Source organism: Blastomonas sp. SL216, assembly GCA_026625625.1.
GTDB lineage: Bacteria > Pseudomonadota > Alphaproteobacteria > Sphingomonadales > Sphingomonadaceae > Blastomonas.
In genome coordinates this window covers 431709-452335 of the sequence record CP113055.1, presented here as the reverse complement: position 1 = coordinate 452335, position 20627 = coordinate 431709, and the positions used below count along the sequence as shown (strand labels likewise).

20 protein-coding genes and 1 tRNA gene are annotated in these 20627 nt (G+C 64.4%); 14 read left to right on the top strand and 7 right to left on the bottom strand.

What is annotated here, in order from left to right:
- Window positions 1-197: 197 nt before the first annotated feature.
- From OU999_02200 to OU999_02190, 3 genes are all read left to right on the top strand, one after another.
- Window positions 198-1805 carry a phosphoenolpyruvate carboxykinase gene (locus OU999_02200; protein WAC24027.1) on the top strand — a complete coding sequence of 536 codons (1608 nt, stop codon included), beginning with the start codon at window positions 198-200 and terminating at the stop codon, window positions 1803-1805.
- Between the two features lie 45 nt (window positions 1806-1850).
- Window positions 1851-2300 (top strand): hypothetical protein, encoded by a 450-nt coding sequence (locus OU999_02195; GenBank protein ID WAC24026.1) that lies wholly within the window; start codon window positions 1851-1853, stop codon window positions 2298-2300.
- 61 nt (window positions 2301-2361) lie between these two features.
- Window positions 2362-2679 (top strand): hypothetical protein, encoded by a 318-nt coding sequence (locus OU999_02190; GenBank protein WAC24025.1) that lies wholly within the window; start codon window positions 2362-2364, stop codon window positions 2677-2679.
- A gap of 274 nt (window positions 2680-2953) precedes the next feature.
- Here OU999_02190 and rmuC read toward each other — a convergent pair whose 3' ends face one another.
- The 7 genes from rmuC to OU999_02155 all read right to left on the bottom strand — a co-directional run bounded on the left by rmuC (window position 2954) and on the right by OU999_02155 (window position 12435).
- Window positions 2954-4462, bottom strand: coding sequence for a DNA recombination protein RmuC (gene rmuC, locus OU999_02185; protein ID WAC24024.1), 1509 nt, complete (start codon window positions 4460-4462; stop codon window positions 2954-2956).
- A 212-nt stretch (window positions 4463-4674) separates the two neighbouring features.
- The gene (gene def, locus OU999_02180; GenBank protein ID WAC24023.1) at window positions 4675-5199 is read right to left on the bottom strand and encodes a peptide deformylase; all 525 of its coding nucleotides are present in this window, start codon (window positions 5197-5199) and stop codon (window positions 4675-4677) included.
- A 51-nt stretch (window positions 5200-5250) separates the two neighbouring features.
- On the bottom strand, window positions 5251-5700 hold the full coding sequence (locus OU999_02175) for an Hpt domain-containing protein (protein WAC24022.1): 450 nt from the start codon (window positions 5698-5700) through the stop codon (window positions 5251-5253).
- Window positions 5701-5844: 144 nt separating this feature from the next.
- Window positions 5845-7251 (bottom strand): ribosome biogenesis GTPase Der, encoded by a 1407-nt coding sequence (der, locus tag OU999_02170; protein ID WAC24021.1) that lies wholly within the window; start codon window positions 7249-7251, stop codon window positions 5845-5847.
- Window positions 7252-7307: 56 nt separating this feature from the next.
- The gene (locus OU999_02165) at window positions 7308-8615 is read right to left on the bottom strand and encodes a PQQ-binding-like beta-propeller repeat protein (protein ID WAC24020.1); all 1308 of its coding nucleotides are present in this window, start codon (window positions 8613-8615) and stop codon (window positions 7308-7310) included.
- An 86-nt stretch (window positions 8616-8701) separates the two neighbouring features.
- Entirely contained in the window at window positions 8702-9469 is a 768-nt protein-coding gene (locus OU999_02160) for a tetratricopeptide repeat protein (GenBank protein ID WAC24019.1), read from the bottom strand.
- Window positions 9470-9588: 119 nt separating this feature from the next.
- Entirely contained in the window at window positions 9589-12435 is a 2847-nt protein-coding gene (locus OU999_02155; GenBank protein WAC24018.1) for a TonB-dependent receptor, read from the bottom strand.
- Window positions 12436-12728: 293 nt separating this feature from the next.
- Between OU999_02155 and infA the strand changes: the two genes are divergently transcribed.
- From infA to OU999_02100, 11 genes are all read left to right on the top strand, one after another.
- Window positions 12729-12947, top strand: a complete 219-nt coding sequence (infA, locus tag OU999_02150) for a translation initiation factor IF-1 (protein WAC24017.1) — start codon at window positions 12729-12731, stop codon at window positions 12945-12947.
- Window positions 12947-13528: a Maf family protein gene (locus OU999_02145; GenBank protein ID WAC24016.1), complete on the top strand. Its 582-nt coding sequence runs from the start codon at window positions 12947-12949 to the stop codon at window positions 13526-13528. Before infA ends, OU999_02145 begins: the two co-directional genes overlap by 1 nt.
- The gene (locus OU999_02140) at window positions 13525-14493 is read left to right on the top strand and encodes a ribonuclease E/G (protein WAC24015.1); all 969 of its coding nucleotides are present in this window, start codon (window positions 13525-13527) and stop codon (window positions 14491-14493) included. The genes OU999_02145 and OU999_02140 overlap by 4 nt, the downstream gene beginning before the upstream one ends.
- Window positions 14494-14504: 11 nt before the next feature.
- On the top strand, window positions 14505-14669 hold the full coding sequence (gene yacG / locus OU999_02135) for a DNA gyrase inhibitor YacG (GenBank protein ID WAC24014.1): 165 nt from the start codon (window positions 14505-14507) through the stop codon (window positions 14667-14669).
- A 131-nt stretch (window positions 14670-14800) separates the two neighbouring features.
- Window positions 14801-14876, top strand: a tRNA-Phe gene (locus OU999_02130).
- Window positions 14877-14970: 94 nt separating this feature from the next.
- Window positions 14971-15540: a DUF1993 domain-containing protein gene (locus OU999_02125; protein ID WAC24013.1), complete on the top strand. Its 570-nt coding sequence runs from the start codon at window positions 14971-14973 to the stop codon at window positions 15538-15540.
- Window positions 15541-15678: 138 nt separating this feature from the next.
- Window positions 15679-16515, top strand: a complete 837-nt coding sequence (locus OU999_02120; GenBank protein WAC25327.1) for an alpha/beta hydrolase — start codon at window positions 15679-15681, stop codon at window positions 16513-16515.
- 96 nt (window positions 16516-16611) lie between these two features.
- On the top strand, window positions 16612-17862 hold the full coding sequence (locus tag OU999_02115; protein WAC24012.1) for a putative DNA modification/repair radical SAM protein: 1251 nt from the start codon (window positions 16612-16614) through the stop codon (window positions 17860-17862).
- Between the two features lie 11 nt (window positions 17863-17873).
- Window positions 17874-19313: a UdgX family uracil-DNA binding protein gene (locus OU999_02110; protein ID WAC24011.1), complete on the top strand. Its 1440-nt coding sequence runs from the start codon at window positions 17874-17876 to the stop codon at window positions 19311-19313.
- A 43-nt stretch (window positions 19314-19356) separates the two neighbouring features.
- Window positions 19357-20052 (top strand): YqcI/YcgG family protein, encoded by a 696-nt coding sequence (locus tag OU999_02105; protein ID WAC24010.1) that lies wholly within the window; start codon window positions 19357-19359, stop codon window positions 20050-20052.
- The gene (locus OU999_02100; protein ID WAC24009.1) at window positions 20042-20626 is read left to right on the top strand and encodes an urea carboxylase-associated family protein; all 585 of its coding nucleotides are present in this window, start codon (window positions 20042-20044) and stop codon (window positions 20624-20626) included. Before OU999_02105 ends, OU999_02100 begins: the two co-directional genes overlap by 11 nt.
- Window position 20627 lies beyond the last annotated feature (1 nt).

The window sequence follows — 20627 nt, the reverse complement described above, 5'->3', positions numbered from 1 at the left end:
AGCATTTTGGGTGTGCACACACAACAATGCACCACCCGTGTTATGACACCGGTAGCAGCTATTGACAGAGTGCCGAGCGGTGGTCTTGGACGATTGCATCACGAGGGAAGAACTGCGTGAGTCGCCGTGGATTGCAAAGGCTGGCGGGTGGGCGCGAGATCAGCCGAAGGCGGCACCAACTTGGGAGAATTTCAGCAGTGGCCAATAAATCCAAAGTTTCGCTTGCCGATCAGGGCTTTACCGCAACCGACAACCAGCACTGGAACCTGGGCACCGAAGCCCTGGTCGAAGAAGCCCTGCGCAATGGCGAAGGATCGCTGGCCAAGGGCGGCGCACTGGTCGTTGCGACCGGCAAGCACACTGGCCGCAGCGCCAATGACAAGTTCATCGTCCGCGATGCGGAGACCGAGAACACCGTCTGGTGGGGCAAGACCAATGTCGCGATGACGCCGGAAAACTTCGCGACGCTGAAGGCCGATTTCCTCGCCTTCCTGGGCGAAAAGCCGAAGCTGTACGTGCAGGACCTGTTCGGCGGATCGCAGCCCGAATATCGCGTCAATGTCCGCGTCATCAACGAATTCGCCTGGCACAACCAGTTCATCCGCACCCTGCTGGTCCGCCCCAAGGCGGAAGAGCTGACCGATTTCGTGCCCGAATACACGATCATCGACCTGCCCAGCTTCCGCGCTGACCCGGCCAAGCATGGCACGCGCAGCGAGACCGTGATCGCGGTCAACCTGTCGGAAAAGCTGATCCTGATCGGCGGAACCGCTTATGCCGGCGAGATGAAGAAGTCGGTTTTCGGCATTCTCAACTATCTGCTGCCCACCAAGGGCGTGATGCCGATGCATTGCTCCGCCAATATCGGCCCCGAAGGCGACACGGCTGTGTTCTTCGGCCTGTCGGGCACCGGCAAGACCACGCTCAGCGCAGATGCCAGCCGCACGCTCATCGGTGACGACGAGCATGGCTGGTCGGACACCGCCGTGTTCAACTTCGAAGGCGGCTGCTATGCCAAGATGATCAACCTGTCGCCCGAGGCCGAGCCCGAAATCTACGCCACCACCGGACGCTTCGGCACGGTGCTGGAAAATGTGGTGATGGATCCGGCCACCCGCACGCTCGATTTCGCCGACAATTCGCTGGCGGAAAACAGCCGCGGTTCCTACCCGATCGACTTCATTCCCAATGCGTCGAAGGACAATCTGGGTCCGGTGCCGAAGAACATCATCTTCCTCACTGCCGATGCCTATGGCGTGCTGCCCCCGATCGCGCGGCTGACCCCGGAACAGGCGATGTACCACTTCCTTTCGGGCTATACCGCACGCGTCGCCGGCACAGAAATCGGCGTGACCGAGCCTTCGGCGACCTTCTCGACCTGTTTCGGTGCGCCGTTCATGCCGCGTCACCCTTCGGTCTATGGCAATCTGCTGAAGGAGCGCATCGCCAAGGGCAATGTCACCTGCTGGCTGGTCAACACCGGCTGGACCGGCGGCAAGCACGGCGTCGGCAGCCGCATGCCGATCAAGGCAACGCGGGCATTGCTCAACGCCGCGCTCGACGGCAGCCTGAACAGCACCGAATTCCGCACTGATCCGAATTTCGGCTTCGAAGTCCCGGTCAGCGTGCCGGGCGTCGACACCGCGATCCTCGATCCGCGCGGCACCTGGGCGGACAAGGCCGATTATGACGCCACCGCGCAGAAGCTGGTCGGCCAGTTCATCGATAATTTCGCGCAGTTCGAAGAGCATGTCGATGAGGCGGTCCGCGCCGCCGCCCCGCAACGTCAGGCCGTCGCTGCCTGACCCGGCCCGGTTCACGATCGGGCCTTCGCTTCTGAAAGCCCGATCATGACCGACCACACAATCCGATTTTTCGATTCCAGCACAGCCGTTCGCCACCTTGGCGAACGGCTGATCGCTTCATGCCTGCCGCGCGAGGAATGGACGCACGAGGCGCATGTCGCCGCCTGCTACTGGCTCACAGCCGAGCGGCCGGATATCGATCTGACCCGCGATCTTCCGGGCATCATCTGCCGCCACAATGCCAGCGTCGGCACGCCCAACACTGACAGCAGCGGCTTCCATGCGACAATCACGCACTGCTATGCAGTCGGCGTCACCGCCTATCACCGGCGCTGCGATCCCGATCTGCCGCTCGCCCAGCGGGTCAACGCGCTGCTGACAGAGCCTGAAGGCGCGCGCAACTGGCCGCTGCGTTTCTTTTCGCGCGACCGGCTGTTCTCGGTCGAGGCGCGCCGTGCGGTGATTTTACCAGATGTCGCGCCGCTACCGGAGTGAATGTCGTGGCTACGCCCCTGCCCCCATGTTAACTTGCAGCCAAACAAAGGGAGCTGAACGCATGGATTTCCTCAACAACATCGTCGGCCAGCTGGGCGGCGTCGACAAGATTGCTGGCCTCGCCAAGCAGGTAGGCCTGAGCGAAGAGCAGGTCCAGTCCGCGATGGCAGCGCTGGGCAAAGCCGCACCCCAGCCCGGCGACACGGTGGCATCCGCTGCTGAGTCCACCGGCCTGCCGATGGACAAGCTGCAGGACCTGCTCGCCCAGGTCGGCGGCGAGGATGCGCTGAAAAAGGTCACCGGCTTCCTGGATCAGGATGGCGACGGCAACCCGGTCAACGACATCATGGGCTTCGCGAAGAAGTTCACCGGGCAGTAAGTCGCCCCTGCTGCTGCGCGCTCCATCCTCTCCCCTCCCGCGTGCGGGAGGGGCAGCGCGGCCTGCCGCGCGGGGTGGGCCTGAACAGGCACCGTCCGTAAGCTCGCCTGCGGCTCGCCCCACCCCGGCTTCGCTAACCCCTCCCGCCAGCGGGAGGGGAGATTTCGCTCAAAAATCCGCGCCCGGCTCGTCACGAAAAACGGACTTGCACGGTCTTTGATCGGCGGCACGATCCCGCTGCCCTTCCCCCAGCGAGCTGTGGGAGGATTTCAGATTACTCCGCCGCGTCCTTCACACCCTCATCCGCCTCAATGAGCGCAGCATCGCCATAACGCGGCAGCGCCTCTATCTCGTCGATCGTCTCCAGTTCGCGCTTGCCGGTCTCGATGTTGAGCGCGGCGAACTTGCGGCCCGTCGACAGCACATTGCGTTCGAAGCTGCCGACGAACTTGTTGTAATGCCCGACCGCGCTCGACAGGCCCGAGCCGACGCGCTTCAGATGCTCGGCGGAAACCGCAAGGCGGTCATAGAGTTCCTTGCCGAGCTGGCCGATCTGCCGCGCTTCCTGCGCCAGGCCTTCCTGCCGCCACACGCTGGCGACGGTGCGCGCGATTGCAACGAGGTTGGTAGGTGTCGCCAGCAACACCTTCTTTTCAAAGGCATAGTCCCACAGCTTGGCATCATGCTCCAGCGCGGCGGACAGAAAGTGCTCACCGGGCACGAACATGATGACATAATCGGGGGCGTCCTCGAACTGGTCCCAATAGGCCTTGCGTGACAGGCCATCGATATGGGCCTTCATCGAGGCGCAATGCGCAGTCAGCGCGAGCCGACGACCGTCGTCATCTTCCGCCCCGAACGCATCCTGATAGGCATTGAGCGACACCTTGGCGTCGATCACCAGCGAGCGCCCGCCGGGCACCTTGACCACCGCATCGGGGCGCAGCCGCCCATCCTCGGTATCGACGCTCAGCTCCATCAGGAAATCGGTGCGTTCGGCCAGGCCGCAGCTTTCGAGCACGTTGCGCAGCTGCTGTTCGCCCCAGCGGCCACGCGCCTTGGGCGCATTGCGCAGCGAGTTGACCAGACGTGCGGCCTCGGCCTGCACCCGGTCCTGCCCGGCGCGCATCTGCTCGATCAGGCCGGTGAGATTGCCATAGGCCTCGCTCCGCGTCGCCTCGATCTTCTGAACCTGTTCTTCATAGGTCTTGAGCCGCTCACCCACCGGGGCGAGCAGGGTGCGGATCTTTTCCTCGTTCTTTTCCTCAGACTGCGCAAAGCGCTCGTTCGCGCGGCGCAGGAACGCCTCCTGCGCTTCACCGAGCAGCTTGTTGCCGACCTCGCCGAACTGCTGGACCAGCTGTTCGCGCGCCTCGACCAGCAAGCGCACCTGCTTGTCGTGATTGGCCGCATCGGCCTTGAGCGCGGACAGCTGGGTGGAAGCGGCCTCATACTGGCCACGTACCGTATCGAGCCGTTCGGCCAGATCGTCGGCCTGGCGAGCGCGTTCGCTAGCAGCGGCCAGTTGCCCCCCCAGGGTCGCATTGTGCTGCCGCGCTTCGTCGAGCTTGCCGGCAAGCTCATCGGCCAGCTTCGCTCGCTCGCTCGCGCCAGCCAGGTCGCGGATCGCGGCGTTGAACTGCTCCTGCAAAGTCTTGAACGCCGCCTGCGCTTCCTCGCGCTCGGCACGGGCAATGGCGACAGGCTTGCCGCCCAGCCACCAGCCGATGGCAAGCCCGATGACCAGGGCAATGATGTTGAGGATGGCGACCATGGGGTCCATGAGAGGTTTCCGCGCTGAGGAGTGGAACGAAAGGCGAACCTAGAGCGCACCAACCGGCTTGGCAATGGGGCATTGCCGCCGAACCGGGTGATGCCTGTTTCCGTCATTCCCACGCACGCGGTTATCCCGCTTCCTGCCCACCGCCGGACAATTAGCGGGCTCCCCGCTTCCGCAGGGGTCACAGCTATTCTTTGTTACATTCTAGGGGGTAATCAGGCAGCCTTGCGCAGCTTCTCGAGCTTTTTCAGCACCATCTGGCGCTTGAGGCGCGACAGGTGGTCGATGAACAGGATGCCTTCAAGATGATCCATCTCGTGCTGGAGGCAGGTGGCCATCAGGCCCTCCATCGCTTCCTCATGCACCTTGCCGTCCAGGTCCTGCCACCGGGCGCGGATCGATGCGGGGCGTTCGACTTCGGCATATTGGTCGGGGACCGACAGGCAGCCCTCGTTATACAGCGACTGTTCGGCCGAAGGATCGAGAATTTCGGGATTGATGAAGACGCGCGGGGCGCGGATCGGCTTGCCCTCTTCGTCTTCCTGTTCCTGCAGGTCGATCACCAGCACGCGCTGGGGCACGCCCACCTGGATCGCAGCCAGACCAATGCCGGGTGCATCGTACATCGTCTCGAACATGTCGGCGACCAGCGTCCGCAGTTCATCGTCGAACGTCTCGACAGGGGTGGAGACGGTCTTCAGCCGCGGATCGGGCACTTCAAGGATGGGACGGATAGCCATGCCGCCCAGATATGACTGCAATGCGGCGCGGTCAAGCCGTGCGGGGGCCGATCAGGCCCGACCGAAGCTGCGCTGCGCGCCCAGGCTCGCGCCTGCCATATTGGGCTTGCGGCCAAAGGTGCGCCGTTCGACCAGCGGGTTGGCCTCTTTTTCCAGCAGCGTCAGAGATCCGGAGAACATGTCGCGCAGGCCTACCACATCTTCGAGCAGCTCGTCCGGCTCAACATGGGTCTCGACGCAATGCCGCGCCACCATCTCGATCTTTTCGGCCAGCAGACCCAGCCGCTCCGCACCGAACTGATGCGCTTCGCTCTTGAGCGTATGCGCAGGCAGCACGAGCCGAGCGGCGCTGCGCTCCCGCATCGCGGTCTCTATCGCGTCGACCGATTTGACCCCGTCTTCGCGGAAATAGCCCAGGATGCGCACGAAATCGCCGCCCAGGGTCGCACGCGCTTCGGCATAGGTCGACCAGTTAATCAACGGTGCCTCTTGATACGACATGATGCAATCTCCCGACGTGCCCCAAAGCACTCAAGGCTCAAATTACATCGCGAATGGTAAATGAAGTCTTGCGCGAGCCAAGTAACTGCAACGTTCAACAACAAAAACCATGTTTTCAGTGCCGGATCAGCTAAGCGCCGAAAATCAGTTGTTCGAGAACGGGTTTTTCGGTGCGCGATAGGTGATGCGGACCGGAACCGCGCCGAAACCCAGCTCGCGCCTGAGTCCATTGACCAGATAGCGCGAATAGCTTTCCGGCAGCTCGTCCACCCGGGTGCCGAAGATGACAAAGCCCGGCGGGCGCACCTTGGCCTGGGTGATATAGCGCAGCTTGATGCGCTTGCCGCCGGGGGCTGGCGGCGGATTGGTCTCCACCGCCATTTCGAACCAGCGGTTGAGCTGGCCGGTGGAAACGCGGCGCGACCAGGCGGTGCGGGTTTCGAACGCGACCTTGATCAGCGTATCGATGCCCTTGCCGGTGACGCCCGAAATGGTGAGCACGGGCACGCCCTTGAGCTGCGCCAGGCCCTCGTCGAGCGCGGCCTTGATGCCGTTGAACAGGCTCGACGCGTCCTGCGCCACATCCCATTTGTTGATCGCGATGACCAGCGCGCGGCCTTCCTTGATCACATGATCGGCGATCTTGAGCTCCTGCAGCTCGAGCCCGCGCGTGGCATCAAGCAGCAGTACCACGACCTCGGCATAGTCGATCGCGCGGCGCGCATCGGCGACCGAGAGCTTTTCCAGCTTGTCGGTCACCTTGGCCTTCTTGCGCATCCCCGCGGTATCGATCAGCCGCACCTTGCGCGAGGGCGCGCCGTCGGCGGGCTCCCAGGTCCAGTCGATCGCGATCGAATCGCGGGTGATGCCTGCTTCCGGTCCGGTGATCAGCCGGTCCTCGCCGAGAATCTTGTTGATCAGCGTCGATTTGCCCGCATTGGGGCGTCCGACGATCGCCAGCTGCAATGGCGCTGCCTCCAGCGCGCTTTCATCGATCGATTCGGCATCGAGATGCACCGCGGCAAACTCGGTTTCCGCCTCGCCGCCCTCATCCCAATCCTCGATCAGTGGGCGCAGCGCGTCGAACAGCTCGGCGACGCCGACGCCGTGTTCGGCGCTGAACGCGATCGGTTCGCCCATGCCCAGCGCATAGGATTCCATCAGGCCGCCATCTGCCGCCCTGCCTTCCGCCTTGTTGCCCATCAGGATGATCGGCGTCTTGGTGGTGCGCAGCCAGCGGGCGATTTCCTCGTCGAGCGGGGTCAGCCCGGCGCGCGCATCGAAGACGAAGATCGCCGCGCGCGCGCTGGCGACAGCGGCTTCGGTCTGCTGGCGCATGCGGCCAGGCAGCGTTTCGGGGTCCTCGTCCTCATAGCCTGCGGTATCGACGATCTGGAAATGCAGGCCCAGCAGCTCTGCCTTGCCAACGCGGCGGTCGCGCGTGACACCGGGCTGGTCATCGACCAGCGCCAGCTTCTTGCCGACCAGCCGGTTGAACAGGGTTGATTTGCCGACATTGGGTCGGCCGATGATGACGATTTCGGGTAACATGATTGCGCCTGTATCGCGGAAGGGAGGCTTTGTCTCCCCCCGCGATCAGACAGGCATCACCGATAGGCGGTAATCGTGCCGCCGTCGTCGAGGATATAGAGCGTGTTGTCGGCCACGATCGGCGGCAGCGACACCTTTTCCTTGAGCTCGAACAGCAGCGAGAAGGTGCCGTCCGCAGGGTTGACCGCACCGACTTCGCCTTCGGTGTTCACCGTGAACAGGCGACCACCGGCCAGCACCGGGCCGTTCCAGTAGATCGCGCCGGTCTTTTTCTTTTCCTTGCGATAGCGCTGCAGCTGGGTGGACCAGCGCACCTTGCCGGTGGCGCGCGCGATGCACAGGATGCGCGCATCGTCGGTCAGCACGAACAGCCATTCGCCCGCGATCACCGGGGTCGAAATGCCTGCGATATTCAGTTCCCAGATGCGCTGGCCGGTGACCAGTTCATAGGCGGCCATGCGGCCCCCCTCACCCACCGCATAGACGCGGCCACGATCGATGATCGGGTCGGCATCGATATCGGTCAGCGTCGACACCGAGGTCGAGATACTGGTGCGCGCGAGCGCGTCCGACCACAGGTTGCGGCCATTCTCGTAGCGATAGGCGATCAGCTCGCCGCTGGAGAAGCCTGCGACCACGGTGCCCTGCCCTGCAGCAGGAGCGGCCACGCCGAACACGCCTGCCTGGCCGAGCGATCCGCTCTGGTTCCAGGTGGTGGTGCCATCGGTCTGGTTGAGCGCGATGAGCTGATTGTCCTGCGACATCACATAGACCGAGCCAAAGGCCAGGGTCGGTGATCCGCGCAGCGGGCCTGCCGGCTTGACGCGCCAGATCTGCGAACCGTCTGCCGGGTTGAGCGCGGCCACTTCGCCGACGCCGTTGGTGGCATAGACGCGGTTGGCATCGACGCTGACGCCGCCGCCGAACACGGACGACGTTCCGCCCTTGTCGGGTTCCAGCGTGACCGACCAGACCTGCGTACCGGAGGCAGCATCATAGGCATGCACGGTGCCGTTGGTGTCGATCGCGTACAGGCGGCCATTATAAACGACCGGCGCGGCAGCCAGGCGGACGCGCAGGCTCGATCCGGCAATCCGGGCGCTCCAGGCGCGAGCGAGATTGTCGCCGATGGTCAGATGGCCAATGGCCTTGGTCGCGGTGCCGCTGGGCTGGTTCCAGTTGGCGTTGGTCACCGCAGGCGGCAGGATCACCGAAACGCCCGCCAGATCCTTGTCGACATTCGCGCCGCTTTCAGCGCGGGTAAGGATGGATGTGCGATTGCCCACCGTGGGCGTCACCTTGGGCTTGTCTCCGCCACCCAATACGCCGCACCCTGCCAGCGTCGCCGACAGCGCGAGAATCATCGCCCATTTTGCCTTGTGCATTGCCAGTCAAGCTCCCCGAATCATCACAAAATCAACGTCAACGGTAGCGACCCGCAAAACTTATCTTACTGCGCACCCGCCGGTGCAGCCAGCCCCGGCGCAGCAACCGGAGCAGCGACGCCCTGCGCCTTGCTCGGATCATCCACCGCGTCGACGCCCATGACACCGGCCAACTGACGCGCACGTGAACGAATGGTTTCAGGCACCTGCTTGTCTTCCGCCAGCTTCTGGAACAGCGGCCCGGCCAAATCGGGCTTGTTCATCCGCATGTGCGCAATCGCGACCATCTCGCCTGCACTGCCGAACCAGGGGTTGCCAGGCACCGCCAGCGGCTTCAGCCGCGCGACGACATCGGCAGGCTTCAGGCTGTCATATTCCGCCGCAGTCTGCCGGATCAGCGCCAGATCGCGCAGCGGCTGCGGCAGGCTGTCGTCGCCTGCAACCTTGGCGAACAGCGCAGCTGCGGCCTTGGGATCATTCTGTTCCTGCTTGATGCCCGCTTCCAGCAGCTGGGCCGCAGCGCGATACCCAGGCTGATCAGCGGTCTCGAGAGGCTTCAGCGCATTGGCGGCGCCCGCAAGATTGTTGCCGCGCACCGCATCAAGCGCATTGGTGAGCTCTTCGCCGCGCACGCCTGCATCTTCGGTCTGCATGTGCCGGTACCAAAACCAGCCGCCCAGCGCGAGCAGGATGACGACGATACCGATCAGCAGCTGCTTGCCGTAATTCTGGACGATGCCGGTCATCTGATCCTGGCGCAGCGCCTCATCGACTTCGCGCAGGAACATGTTGTCGCGCGCGGCATCTGCGTCCTGTTTCGGTGTCAGCGCCAAAAGGGGGCTCCTTGCATAGCTTTCAGGGCCGCAAGGCTTTCGCCCCGGCTCAAGGTCAGCGTCTTTAACCGCCGTGCCGGGCAAAAGCCATGGCAAATTTGCCGCAGCTTTTGCCCGCGTCAGAAGCGCTTTCTGAAGCTGAGCGAGACGACGCGGCCCTGGGGATCGATGAAGCCGGGCTGGTAACGCAGCGGCACCTCGCCTGCCTCATTCGTCACCCGCTGCTGGGCGTTGAAGATATTGTCGACCCCCAGGCGCAGCCGCGATCCCTTGAGGAACGGCAGCGCCTCGGTGAGCTTGGGCTTGTTGTCGAAATTGACAAAGGCGCGCATGCCGAAGGTCGCAATATCGTTGAAGCGAAGATCGGTCGAACCGGCCAAGCCGCCGCCATCGACCCGCGATCCGCTCTGATAATTGCCGGTAAAGCGCAGACCGATGCCGTTCAGGAACAGCCCGCCTTCCAGCTCGACCCCATGGCGCGGCACGCCCCCGCTCGACCCGATGGCAGACCCGTTCAACAGGTCGAGCTCGGCCAGTCCCGGACGGATGCGGATGGTCTCGGCAAAGCGGACGGTATGATAGATCGAGATGTTCCAGCGGCCGCCACGGCCGCCGGCTCCGGGGCCGAAGCCGCCCATCGGGCCGCGCGGAGGACCACCTGCACCCGGGCCTCGCGGCGGTCCGCCTGCACCAGCCCGCTCGCCTCCGGGACTACCGGGCGGCGGACCACCCGCACCCGGTCCGCGCGGAGGCCCGCCCGCGCCGGGGCCGCCGGGACCGCCGGCGCCGCCCGCGCCGCCGCGCTCGTCGCCACCGATCCGCTTGGAGAAGTTGATGCCATAACGCAGCCGGTCGCTGGTCACGCGGTCATAATTGATCGCGCGCTGGTCGATGGCCAGCAGCGTGCCATCGGTGTCGCGGATGATCCGGTCCGGGAAGGCCGCCTCGATCTCGGGCGTCAGGATCGGGAAGGACGCGGTGGTGCCATAGCTGCGGTTGCGGATGAACTCGGCCAGGAAATCGAGCCCCTCGACGAACGGCGGGCGATAGCTGAGCGAGACCTTGACGTCGCGCCGCTCTTCAGCCGTCAGTAGCGGATTGCCGCCCGAAATGATCGTCGCCAGCACGGTCTCGTTACGCGCAAGGTCGAAGGTGCTGACATTGGGCGTCACGATCTGCGGATCGCCAAGCTGGCCAATGCCGGGCGCAGCCTCCTCGCCGATCAGCGAGGCCTGGATGGTCACCGTGTCGGTCGGCGACCAGTTGAGGCCATAGCCGAAGCTGAGCAACCCGCCGATATCGCTCAATTCGCGATAGCCCAGATTGCCATTGACCGAAAGCTTGCCGAACCAGTCGCTCATATAGGTGTCGACCAGCGGCACATCGATATTGGCCGAGACATTGGCCTCGCTGCGGGTGAGCGAGACGCTGCCCTGCCCGGCCCGGCGGCTGTCGGTCGAGTCCTGCAGCCGACGCGCAAAGCCGCCGACCAGTGTCAGGTTGACCGGGCCGGCGGGCAGGTCCGCCAGCTTGCCATTGGCGGTCAGCTGGGTGTTGAACAGCTGGTTGCGGCTTTGTGCGGTGTCGCTGACCAGTCCGGGGAGCAGGCTGCCCAGCGTTCCGGTGAACGGATTGATCGCACCGGTGGCGCGCGAAATCGCCGCCTGGACCCCGCTGACATCGACCGGCTGGTCGATGACCGTCAGCGTATCGATGCGGGTATAGTCGCCGGTCAGCGCCCATTTCCAGTTGGCGGGCAGCACGCCATTGGCATTGAAGCCCAGCGAATAGGTGTCGGTGTCGATGGTCCGCGTGATCGCGCGCGGATCGCCAAAGGCGGTGAGCAGGCTGACATCGCGGCCGAACGGGTTGAACGGATTGGCCGTAGGAATGGTCAGCGTCGCGGTGTTGAGCCCCAGAAGCGACGTGGCGGCATTGTTGCTATAGGTCGCGTTGACTTGCACATTGGTGTCCGGGCCGAGATTGCGGATATAGGTCGCATTGGCCTGGATCCGGTCGGAATTGGGGATGAGCGTGCGGAACTCGCCCAGGTCGGTGGTGTTGGGCGCTGCGGTGAAGGCGGAAAGCGCAGGCACTCCGGTGATGCCCTGCGGCACACCGGCCAGCGACACGCTGCGTCCGGCCAGCGCGCTCAACGCCGGGCTGATATCCGCCCCGGTCCCGAAGGGCGATGCCCCGATATTGCCGCCAAGCGCAAAAGGCGCGCTGCTATCCGGCTGGACGATGCCGCGCTCGCTCTCGCGCAGCGCCGTCGCCATCTCATATTCGACATCGACGATCAGCCGCGTGTTCTTGCCCAGCTTGGTGAACGTGCCCTCGAATTCGGTGGTGCCATAGCCGCCCTGGGTCGACAGGCCATTGTCGACCTCTGCCGCCAGGCTCTGATAATTTTCGACCAGGATGAAGTTGATGACGCGCTGGTCGGGGCGGAAGCCGTATTTCAGCGCCAGTTCCTCGGGGAACACCTCGACCTTGGCGATGGCCTCGGGCGGGATGTCGCGGATGGCGCGGAAGCCTGAAATCCGCTGGCCGTTGAGCAGCACGACCGGCCCGTCGCCGCCGCGCCCGCGCGCGCTGCCGGTCTGCGGCGCAATCTGCTGCAGCAGCTCGGCAAGCGACGATGCACCATAGCTCGCAATGTCCTGCGCATTCAGCTCTGCGACGGGCGGTATATCGGTCTGGATCGAACCGCGCAGACGTTCGGCCACCACGACGATCGTCTCGCCATCGCTATCGGGTTCGGTATCGGGCGGCGAAGGCTCGGACGGAGTCTGCGCCTGGGCGGTATCTGCCGCAGCCGCCTTGGCATCGACCGTCTCATCGTCCAGCGAGGCCGCCAGCGCCGCCGGGCTGGTCGCGATCAACAGTGCCGAAGCGAAGGACATGCCCAGCCAGGGGCGCACAGATACGGGGGGCGTCATCCGGGATCGCAGCGGAAGCATCATGGGGGCGGTGTCTCTTTATCGTTTGCGCAGATGGGGAACGCGCATGGGGGGATTTGTCTGTTGCAGCGCAATATGATGCGCAAAGCCGCCTTAGCCAGTGCTGAATTGTAACAAATTTTGGCGCATGGCCCGGCAGCGGTGCGGCAAGTCGCCCAAACTCCCGTCTTTTCTTTTGCACGCTTTGTCTGTAAGGCGCGCTGAACTTTGCGTAGGCCCATGGACTCCATGACCGCGCAACACGGTGGTGCGAAAGGTCGCACCGCCATCACAGCAAACCACATTGCAGGGGCCGAATGGCAAAAGAAGAACTTCTCGAAATGCGCGGCCAGGTGGTCGAACTGCTTCCCAACGCGATGTTCCGCGTCAAGCTGGAAAACGATCACGAAATCCTGGGCCATACCGCCGGCAAGATGCGCAAGAACCGCATCCGCGTGCTGGTGGGCGATGAGGTTCTGGTCGAGCTGACCCCTTATGATCTGACCAAGGGCCGGATTACCTACCGCTTCAAATAATGCCGAAGCTGATCCTCGCATCGGCCAGCCCCCGCCGCCAGCAGCTGCTGGCACGGATCGGCATTACTGCGGACGCCATCATCCCCGCAGATATCGACGAAACGCCGAACAAGGCGGAACTGCCGCGCGTCTATGCCCGGCGCATGGCGGCCGAAAAGGCAGCGGTGATCGCATCCCAGCATCCCGATGATGCCGTGCTGTCCGGCGATACCGTGGTTGCGGCCGGACGCCGCATCCTGCCCAAAGCAGAGAGCGAGGCCGATGCCCGCTATTGCCTGGAGCTGCTGTCCGGTCGCCGCCACATGGTGCTGTCCGCAGTCACGCTGATGCTGCCGGGCGGGCGCGCGCTGCACCGGCTCTCGGAGAGCACTGTCACCTTCAAGCGGCTGCATGCCGAAGAGCTGGAAGCCTATATCGCCGGCGGCGAATGGCAGGGCAAGGCGGGCGGCTATGCCATCCAGGGCAGCGCCGAAGCGCTGATCCGCTCCATGGCGGGCAGCTATAGCGGCATCATGGGCCTGCCCCTGTACGAAACGCGCAGCATGCTGCTGAGCGCGGGCCTGTTGCCGCGCCCGGCATGATGCACTGGCTGTATGAAGCGGGCATAGGCGAAGAGCGCGCGGCGCTGATCGAACAGGGTCGCCTGACAGAGGCCCGCATCCAGCGGCAGGACGAGCCGCACCTTCCCGGCGCCATTATCGACGTGAAGCTGCTGGCCAGAAGCGCGGGCGGTCATCGCGCACGCGCGCTGATGCCCGATGGCAGCGAGGCGATGCTGCAGCCGCTCCCCAAGGGGGTGAGCGAAGGGGCCATTGTCCGCGCCGAAATCGTGCGCGAGGCGCTGGTCGAACCCGGCACCCTACGCACCAAGCCGCCCCGGCTGCGGCCCGTAGCACCAGAGACGCCGCTGCGCCCTGCCCCCAGCCTGATCGAGCGGATCGAATCGCAAGGCCTGGACATCGTCCGTTGCATCGCCGCCGGGACCGACAGCCTGGCCGATGCTGGCTGGAACGAACTGATCGACGAGGCGGAAACCGGCCAGATTGGATTCGCCGGCGGGATGCTGACCTTCTCGCCGACCCCGGCGATGATGGTTGTCGATGTCGATGGCGATCTGGCTCCCCGCGCGCTGGCGCTGGCTGCTGCGCCTGCCCTGGCCGAGGCGATCCGGCGGCACGGCATGGGCGGCAGCATCGCCGTCGATTTCCCGACGCTGGGCGACAAGGCCGATCGCAACGCTGTGATGGCTGCCTTTGATGCGGCCATGTCCACCGCGTGCGAGCGCACCGCGATCAATGGCTTTGGCCTGATGCAGATCGTCATTCGGCGGACAGGCGCGTCGCTGATCGAACTGCATGCCGCCGATCCGGTCCGCTGGCAGCTGCTCGCCCGGTTGCGCAGCGCCGAGCGCGGTATCGGGACAGGCATACTCCGCCTCGATCTGCCCAGCGCCGAATCGCAGCTGCTCGGCGCCAGGCCCGAATGGCTGGACGCGCTGCAGCGCCGCACCGGACGCATGGTTGCGGTCAGCGCGGTTTCTGCCTAGATGCATCGATCATGAGCACGCCCCGCCCCTGCCCCTTGTGCAAAAAGCCTGCACGGCCCGATTTCTCGCCCTTTTGCAGCAAGGCCTGCAAGGATCGCGACCTGCTGAAATGGCTGGGCGAAGGCTATAGCGTGCCCGGCCCGCCCGCTGATCGTCCCGATGCGGAATATGATTGAGCTGCGCGAACGGCACAGCGATTTTGCTATGGACAAGCCTGCCCAAGCCTGCCTATAGGCGGCGCTCCAAATCGCCGGTCTGGCGATGAGCCTTGCAGCCCACCAGCTTTTCCGGTGCGGCGCGGCCCGATGCCCGGGTAGCTCAGTTGGTAGAGCATGCGATTGAAAATCGCAGTGTCGGCGGTTCGATCCCGTCCCCGGGCACCACTTTTTCTTTCAGCCCTTCGTCCTTGCCCTGCATCGCGCTTGCGTTGCCTTCCTTCGCGTCTATCACCTTGGCCGATACCAAGAGGATAGCCCGATGACTCTCAAGGACACGCTCGTTCCCACGTACATGCAGATGCTCAAGGCGCTGTCCGTCTGGATCGACAAGGCGGAAACGCAGCTGGGTGCCGACAAGGCTGCCGACCTGATGAGCGCACGGCTGGCGCCGGACATGTTCCCGCTGTTCACCCAGATCTGCTTTTCTTGCGTGCAGGCGCAGGAAGGCGTGTTCCGCCTTCGCCAGGAGCCCTTTCCCGAAAGCCTGGCCACGCTGCTGAACGAAGGGCGCGGCGCGGGGGAGCAGCGCTGGTCGATTGCCGATGCGCAGGCGCGGATCGCCGGCACGCTCGCCCTCGTCGAAAAGGCATCGGCAGACATGGCCGATCTGCCACCGGAAACCCCCGTCGCCCACAGCCTGCCCAATGGCATGGTGTTCGATCTCAGCGCCGCGCAATATGTCCGCGACTGGGCGATCCCGCAGCTGTTCTTCCACGTGATGGCCGCCTATGCGATCCTGCGCGCGCAGGGGGTGAAACTGGGCAAGGGCGATTATGTCGCGCATATGTTCGCCTATCTGCGCCCGGGAACCATGCCCGCGCCCGCCTGAACGGCGCAACCCGACCGTCCCGATATCGTATTGCCTCAAGACCTTTTGCGGGCAGCACGTCAGTCGCATCAGCGCGGCGTCATCTTGCCGCCCCTAATGGTCGCTATGCTGGGTATTCCGCAACACGGGAGAACGATGATGGGCTATGTTTCCGCCTCTGACGGCACGCAGATTTTCTTCAAGGACTGGGGCCCGCAGGACGCCCAGCCGATCATGTTCCATCATGGCTGGCCGCTGTCGTCCGATGATTGGGACGCGCAGATGCTGTTCTTCCTGAGCAAGGGTTTCCGCGTGATCGCGCATGACCGCCGCGGCCATGGCCGGTCCGAGCAGGTGAGCGAGGGCCATGACATGGACCATTATGCCGCCGATGCCGCCGCCGTCACCGCGCATCTGGACCTCAGGAACGCGGTGCATATCGGCCATTCCACCGGCGGTGGCGAAGCCGCGCGCTATGTCGCGCAGCACGGCATTCCGCAGGGCCGGGTTGCAAAGGCAGTGCTGGTTGCCGCCGTCCCGCCGATCATGGTCAAGACCGACCGCTATCCCGATGGGCTCGAGATGGCAGTGTTCGACGGCTTCCGCAGCGCGCTCGCCGCGAACCGCGCCGCCTTTTTCCGCGATGTCGCATCGGGCCCGTTCTACGGCTTCAACCGCGAGGATTCGGAACCCGATGAGGCGGTCGTCGAAAACTGGTGGCGTCAGGGCATGATGGGCAGCGCCAAGGCGCATTATGAGGGCATCAAGGCGTTCAGCGAGACCGACCAGACGGATGATCTCAAGGCCATGACCGTGCCGACCCTGGTGCTGCATGGCGATGACGATCAGGTGGTGCCCTACAGGAATGCCGCGCTGCTCCAGGCCGACCTGCTGCCGCATGCCGAGATGAAGATCTACGAAGGCCTGTCGCACGGCATGCTCACGGTGAATGCCGATCAGCTGAACGCCGACATCCTCGATTTCATCGGCCGATAATCCAGTGCCCTGCCCGGCCCGCCGCATGCGGTGAGCCGGGCAGGCCGCGACAGCAAAGCACTGTTCTTTCTTTGTTCTTACCTCTATATCAGGGGCATGAGCGAAAAACCGATTCTGCAAAAGCTGGCCGTGCTCGCCGACGCGGCGAAATATGATGCGTCCTGCGCATCGTCGGGCACGGTGCGGCGTGATTCGACCGGCACCAAGGGCATCGGGTCAACTGGTGGCATGGGCATCTGCCACAGCTATGCGCCCGATGGCCGCTGCATATCGCTGCTGAAGATCCTGCTGACCAATTTCTGCATCTATGACTGCCGCTTCTGCATCAACCGCGCGTCAAGCAACGTCCCGCGAGCGCGGTTCAATCCGGCAGAGGTCGTCCGGCTGACGCTCGACTTCTACAAGCGCAACTATATCGAGGGGCTGTTCCTGTCCTCCGGCATCATTCGGTCGGAAGATTACACGATGGAGCAGCTGGTCGAGGTCGCGCGGCTGCTGCGCGAAGAGCATCGTTTCAACGGCTATATTCATCTGAAGACGATAGCGGGTGCGTCGCCCGAACTGATCGCGCGCGCGGGGCTTTATGCCGACCGTCTTTCGACCAATGTCGAGCTGCCGACCGAGGACGGGCTGAAAAGCTTCGCGCCGGAAAAGAAGCCGCAGACCATTCGCAAGACCATGGCGAGCGTGCGTGTCGGGGTCGAGGATGCGGTCGAGGCGCGCAAGGACCGGCTGCTCAGAAAAGCCCGGCCGCCGCGCTTTGCTCCCGCAGGTCAATCGACCCAGATGATCGTCGGGGCCGATGGTGCGCGCGATGATGACATTCTCGCCTCTGCCACCAGCCTGTATTCGGGCTATCGCCTGCGCCGCGTATATTATTCGGCCTATAGCCCGATCCCCGATGCGAGCAGCGATCTGCCGCCGGTGCGCCCGCCCCTGATGCGCGAGCACCGGCTGTATCAGGCGGACTGGCTGCTGCGCTTCTATGGGTTCGATCGGGCAGAGATCATGGCCGGAGCGAATGAAGGGATGCTCGACCTTTCCATCGACCCGAAGCTCGCCTGGGCGCTGCAGCGACGCGAGAGCTTTCCGGTCGATATCAACCGCGCCCCGCGCGAGATGCTGTTGCGTGTACCCGGGCTGGGTACCCGCGCAGTGGACAGGATCATCGCCGCACGGCGGCTGGGCGCGATCCGCATCGGTGATCTCGCCCGGCTCACCGCATCGGTCAAGAAGGTGCTGCCCTTTGTCACTACCCCCGACTGGCGGCCAGGCGGGCTGACCGACAGCGCAAACCTGCGCGCGCGCTTCGCTCCGCCGCCCGAGCAGATGAGCCTGGCACTTTAGGGCCCGCCACGATGCGCGAGATCATCCTGCAGCAACCTGGCGATTTCGGTGAATGGCGAACGGCGGCGCGCGCCTTGCTCGCCGCGGAGGTGCCGCCGCAGGATATCGTGTGGCGACACGCGGGTGAAAGCGGGTCGTTGTTTGCCGATGCAACGCCGCTTCAGCCGCAGCGCACGATCACCCTGCCCCGCGAACTGGTGGCGATTACCGATCGCGTGATCTGCCATCGCGACCAATCCGTGCCCTCGCGGCTGTATCGGATCGTGTGGCGGGCGCTGGACGATCGCAGATTGCTCGAGCGGCGCTCCGATCCCGATACCGACTGGCTGATGCGGCTGGACAAGGCGATCCGCCGCGACCTGCACAAGATGCATGCGTTCGTGCGCTTTCGCCGTCTGGGCGAAGACGAGACGGGGCGCGAGCGCTTTGCCGCCTGGTTCGAGCCCGAACACCGCATCCTGCGCCTTGCCGCACCCTTTTTTCGCAAGCGCTTCTACGGCATGGACTGGGCGATACTGACCCCGGACGCACGCGCGATCTGGCATGGTGAAGAGCTGCATCTCGGCCCCGGCGGCACCCGCGACGAGGTGCCCGACCATGATGTCGTCGAAGATCAGTGGCGCACCTATTATGGCGCGATCTTCAACCCCGCCCGGGTCAAGATCGCCGCGATGCGTGCGGAAATGCCCAAGAAATACTGGCACAACCTTCCCGAGGCGCAGGACATCGCGCCGCTAATCGCCGGAGCCGAAGCACGGGTGGAGCAGATGCGGGAGACCGCTGTCTCGCTCGCCAATCCGCGCAGCGACAAATGGCGCGTGCGCGGTCAGGCGGAAACCGCAATGCCGCAGGATGCCGGATCGATCGAGGCGCTGAACCAGGCCGTGCGCAGCTGCACCCGCTGCCCGCTGCATTGCCAGGCGACCCAGGCGGTGACTGGCGAAGGACGAAGCGATGCCCGCATCATGCTGGTCGGCGAGCAACCCGGCGACCGCGAGGATCTGGAAGGCCGCCCCTTTGTTGGCCCTGCCGGTCAGCTGCTGGACGAAGCCCTTGCCGAGGCCGGGATGGACCGTGCGACGCTCTATGTCACCAATGCGGTCAAGCATTTCAAGTTCGTCGCACGCGGCAAGCGCCGGCTGCACCAGAACCCCAGCACGGGCGAGATCGACATCTGCCGCTGGTGGCTCGACCAGGAACGCGCGCTGGTGAAACCCGACATCATCGTTTCGCTGGGGGGTAGCGCGCTGCGCGGGCTGACCGGCAAGTCGGCGAGCATTGCCTCGATGCGCGGCACGGTGCACCGGCTCGACGATGGCGCGCAGCTGGTGGCGACGGTGCACCCTTCGTTCCTGCTGCGCCTGCCCGACCGCGAGCGCGCCGCTGCAGAACGCCGCGCCTTCATCGCCGACCTCGCTGCCGCGCAAGCTCTCACCGCAAAACTTGCATGAGGCCAAGCGAGCAACCCCAATGCACTCGCAGCGTAGGGGTGGCATGGCTCAAACATGCACGCACCGCGATCAAGCTCTCGCGGACCGGTTCCGCGCTTTCATTCAGGACCGCAATTTCCCCTGTGTCGGCGCAAAGTCCGCGCTGGGCAAAGGCAATATGCGCATCATAGTCGGGCGTGATCTGCGTTCGGCCTGGGATGACTTGCGCATTCACCCTGCCCTGATGGACATCGCGCGCGATTACACGCTCGACCCGGTACCGTTCCAATCGCTTGCCGTGCTGTTCGAGGAAGATCCGGGGCTCGACGAGACCGGGTTCGAGCAGCATCTGTGGCAGCGGCTGCAATCGCTGAGCGACAAGGACGACTGGCTGGGCCAGCCTGTCGACCCCCGGGTCAGCGGCGATCCGGACGATCCGCATTTCTCGCTCAGTTTTGGCGGTGAGGCCTTTTTCGTGGTCGGGCTGCATCCGGGCGCGAGCCGCCCGGCGCGGCGGTTCGAACGCCCTGCGATCATCTTCAATCTGCACGATCAGTTCGAACAGCTGCGCGCCTCGGGCATGTACGAGAAGATGCGAGGAACGATCATCGAGCGCGATATCGCACTGGCGGGCGAGGCAAACCCAATGCTGGCGCTGCACGGCACGATATCGGAAGCGCGGCAATATAGCGGACGCGCTGTCGGTGCCGAGTGGCGCTGCCCGCTGCGTCCCAGAAAGGCAGCCGAACGTGCCGCATGAGATTCCTCCGCGTTCGGGCACAGCCTTCACGCTGAACAAGGGCCAGACGCTCACCGTCACCGATGTGCTCGGCGAACAGGTGGCCGACCTGCTGGCGTTCAACCGGCATGACATCGGCGAGGTCATCTCGTCGGGACGCACGCTCGATTATGCGAGCAAGATCTATCTCGGGCTGGGCGACAGGCTCTATTCCAACCGCAGCCAGGTGATGCTCGACATTGTCGCCGATGATGTGGGGCGGCACGATTTCCTGCTCACCCCATGTTCGAAGGACACGTTCCGGATCATCTATGGCGATACCGATCCGCATCGCGGCTGCTTTGGCAATCTGGCCGCAGCGCTCGCCCCCTACGGCGTCACCAAGGACATGATCCCGGTGGCGTTCAACTGCTTCATGAACGTGCCGATCGATGCGGCGACCGGCGAGTTGCGCGTCGATCCCCCGCTCAGCAAGGCAGGCGACAGCATCAGTTTCACCGCGCAGATGGACCTGATCATTGGGCTCACCGCCTGCTCGGCGCTGCAGTCGAACAACGGATCGTTCAAGCCGATCCACTACGCTGTCACCGACTGAG

What these genes read in the sequence shown, in the direction of transcription:
- def (WAC24023.1), bottom strand. Translation starts at nt 5,199, where the DNA reads ATGGCTATCCGTCCCATCCTTGAAGTGCCCGATCCGCGGCTGAAGACC.
- OU999_02140 (WAC24015.1), top strand. Translation starts at nt 13,525, where the DNA reads ATGATGCACTGGCTGTATGAAGCGGGCATAGGCGAAGAGCGCGCGGCG.
- OU999_02155 (WAC24018.1), bottom strand. Translation starts at nt 12,435, where the DNA reads ATGATGCTTCCGCTGCGATCCCGGATGACGCCCCCCGTATCTGTGCGC.
- yacG (WAC24014.1), top strand. Translation starts at nt 14,505, where the DNA reads ATGAGCACGCCCCGCCCCTGCCCCTTGTGCAAAAAGCCTGCACGGCCC.
- OU999_02195 (WAC24026.1), top strand. Translation starts at nt 1,851, where the DNA reads ATGACCGACCACACAATCCGATTTTTCGATTCCAGCACAGCCGTTCGC.
- infA (WAC24017.1), top strand. Translation starts at nt 12,729, where the DNA reads ATGGCAAAAGAAGAACTTCTCGAAATGCGCGGCCAGGTGGTCGAACTG.
- OU999_02175 (WAC24022.1), bottom strand. Translation starts at nt 5,700, where the DNA reads ATGTCGTATCAAGAGGCACCGTTGATTAACTGGTCGACCTATGCCGAA.
- OU999_02120 (WAC25327.1), top strand. Translation starts at nt 15,679, where the DNA reads ATGGGCTATGTTTCCGCCTCTGACGGCACGCAGATTTTCTTCAAGGAC.
- OU999_02115 (WAC24012.1), top strand. Translation starts at nt 16,612, where the DNA reads ATGAGCGAAAAACCGATTCTGCAAAAGCTGGCCGTGCTCGCCGACGCG.
- OU999_02190 (WAC24025.1), top strand. Translation starts at nt 2,362, where the DNA reads ATGGATTTCCTCAACAACATCGTCGGCCAGCTGGGCGGCGTCGACAAG.
- OU999_02110 (WAC24011.1), top strand. Translation starts at nt 17,874, where the DNA reads ATGCGCGAGATCATCCTGCAGCAACCTGGCGATTTCGGTGAATGGCGA.
- OU999_02165 (WAC24020.1), bottom strand. Translation starts at nt 8,615, where the DNA reads ATGATTCTCGCGCTGTCGGCGACGCTGGCAGGGTGCGGCGTATTGGGT.
- rmuC (WAC24024.1), bottom strand. Translation starts at nt 4,462, where the DNA reads ATGGACCCCATGGTCGCCATCCTCAACATCATTGCCCTGGTCATCGGG.
- der (WAC24021.1), bottom strand. Translation starts at nt 7,251, where the DNA reads ATGTTACCCGAAATCGTCATCATCGGCCGACCCAATGTCGGCAAATCA.
- OU999_02145 (WAC24016.1), top strand. Translation starts at nt 12,947, where the DNA reads ATGCCGAAGCTGATCCTCGCATCGGCCAGCCCCCGCCGCCAGCAGCTG.
- OU999_02125 (WAC24013.1), top strand. Translation starts at nt 14,971, where the DNA reads ATGACTCTCAAGGACACGCTCGTTCCCACGTACATGCAGATGCTCAAG.
- OU999_02105 (WAC24010.1), top strand. Translation starts at nt 19,357, where the DNA reads ATGGCTCAAACATGCACGCACCGCGATCAAGCTCTCGCGGACCGGTTC.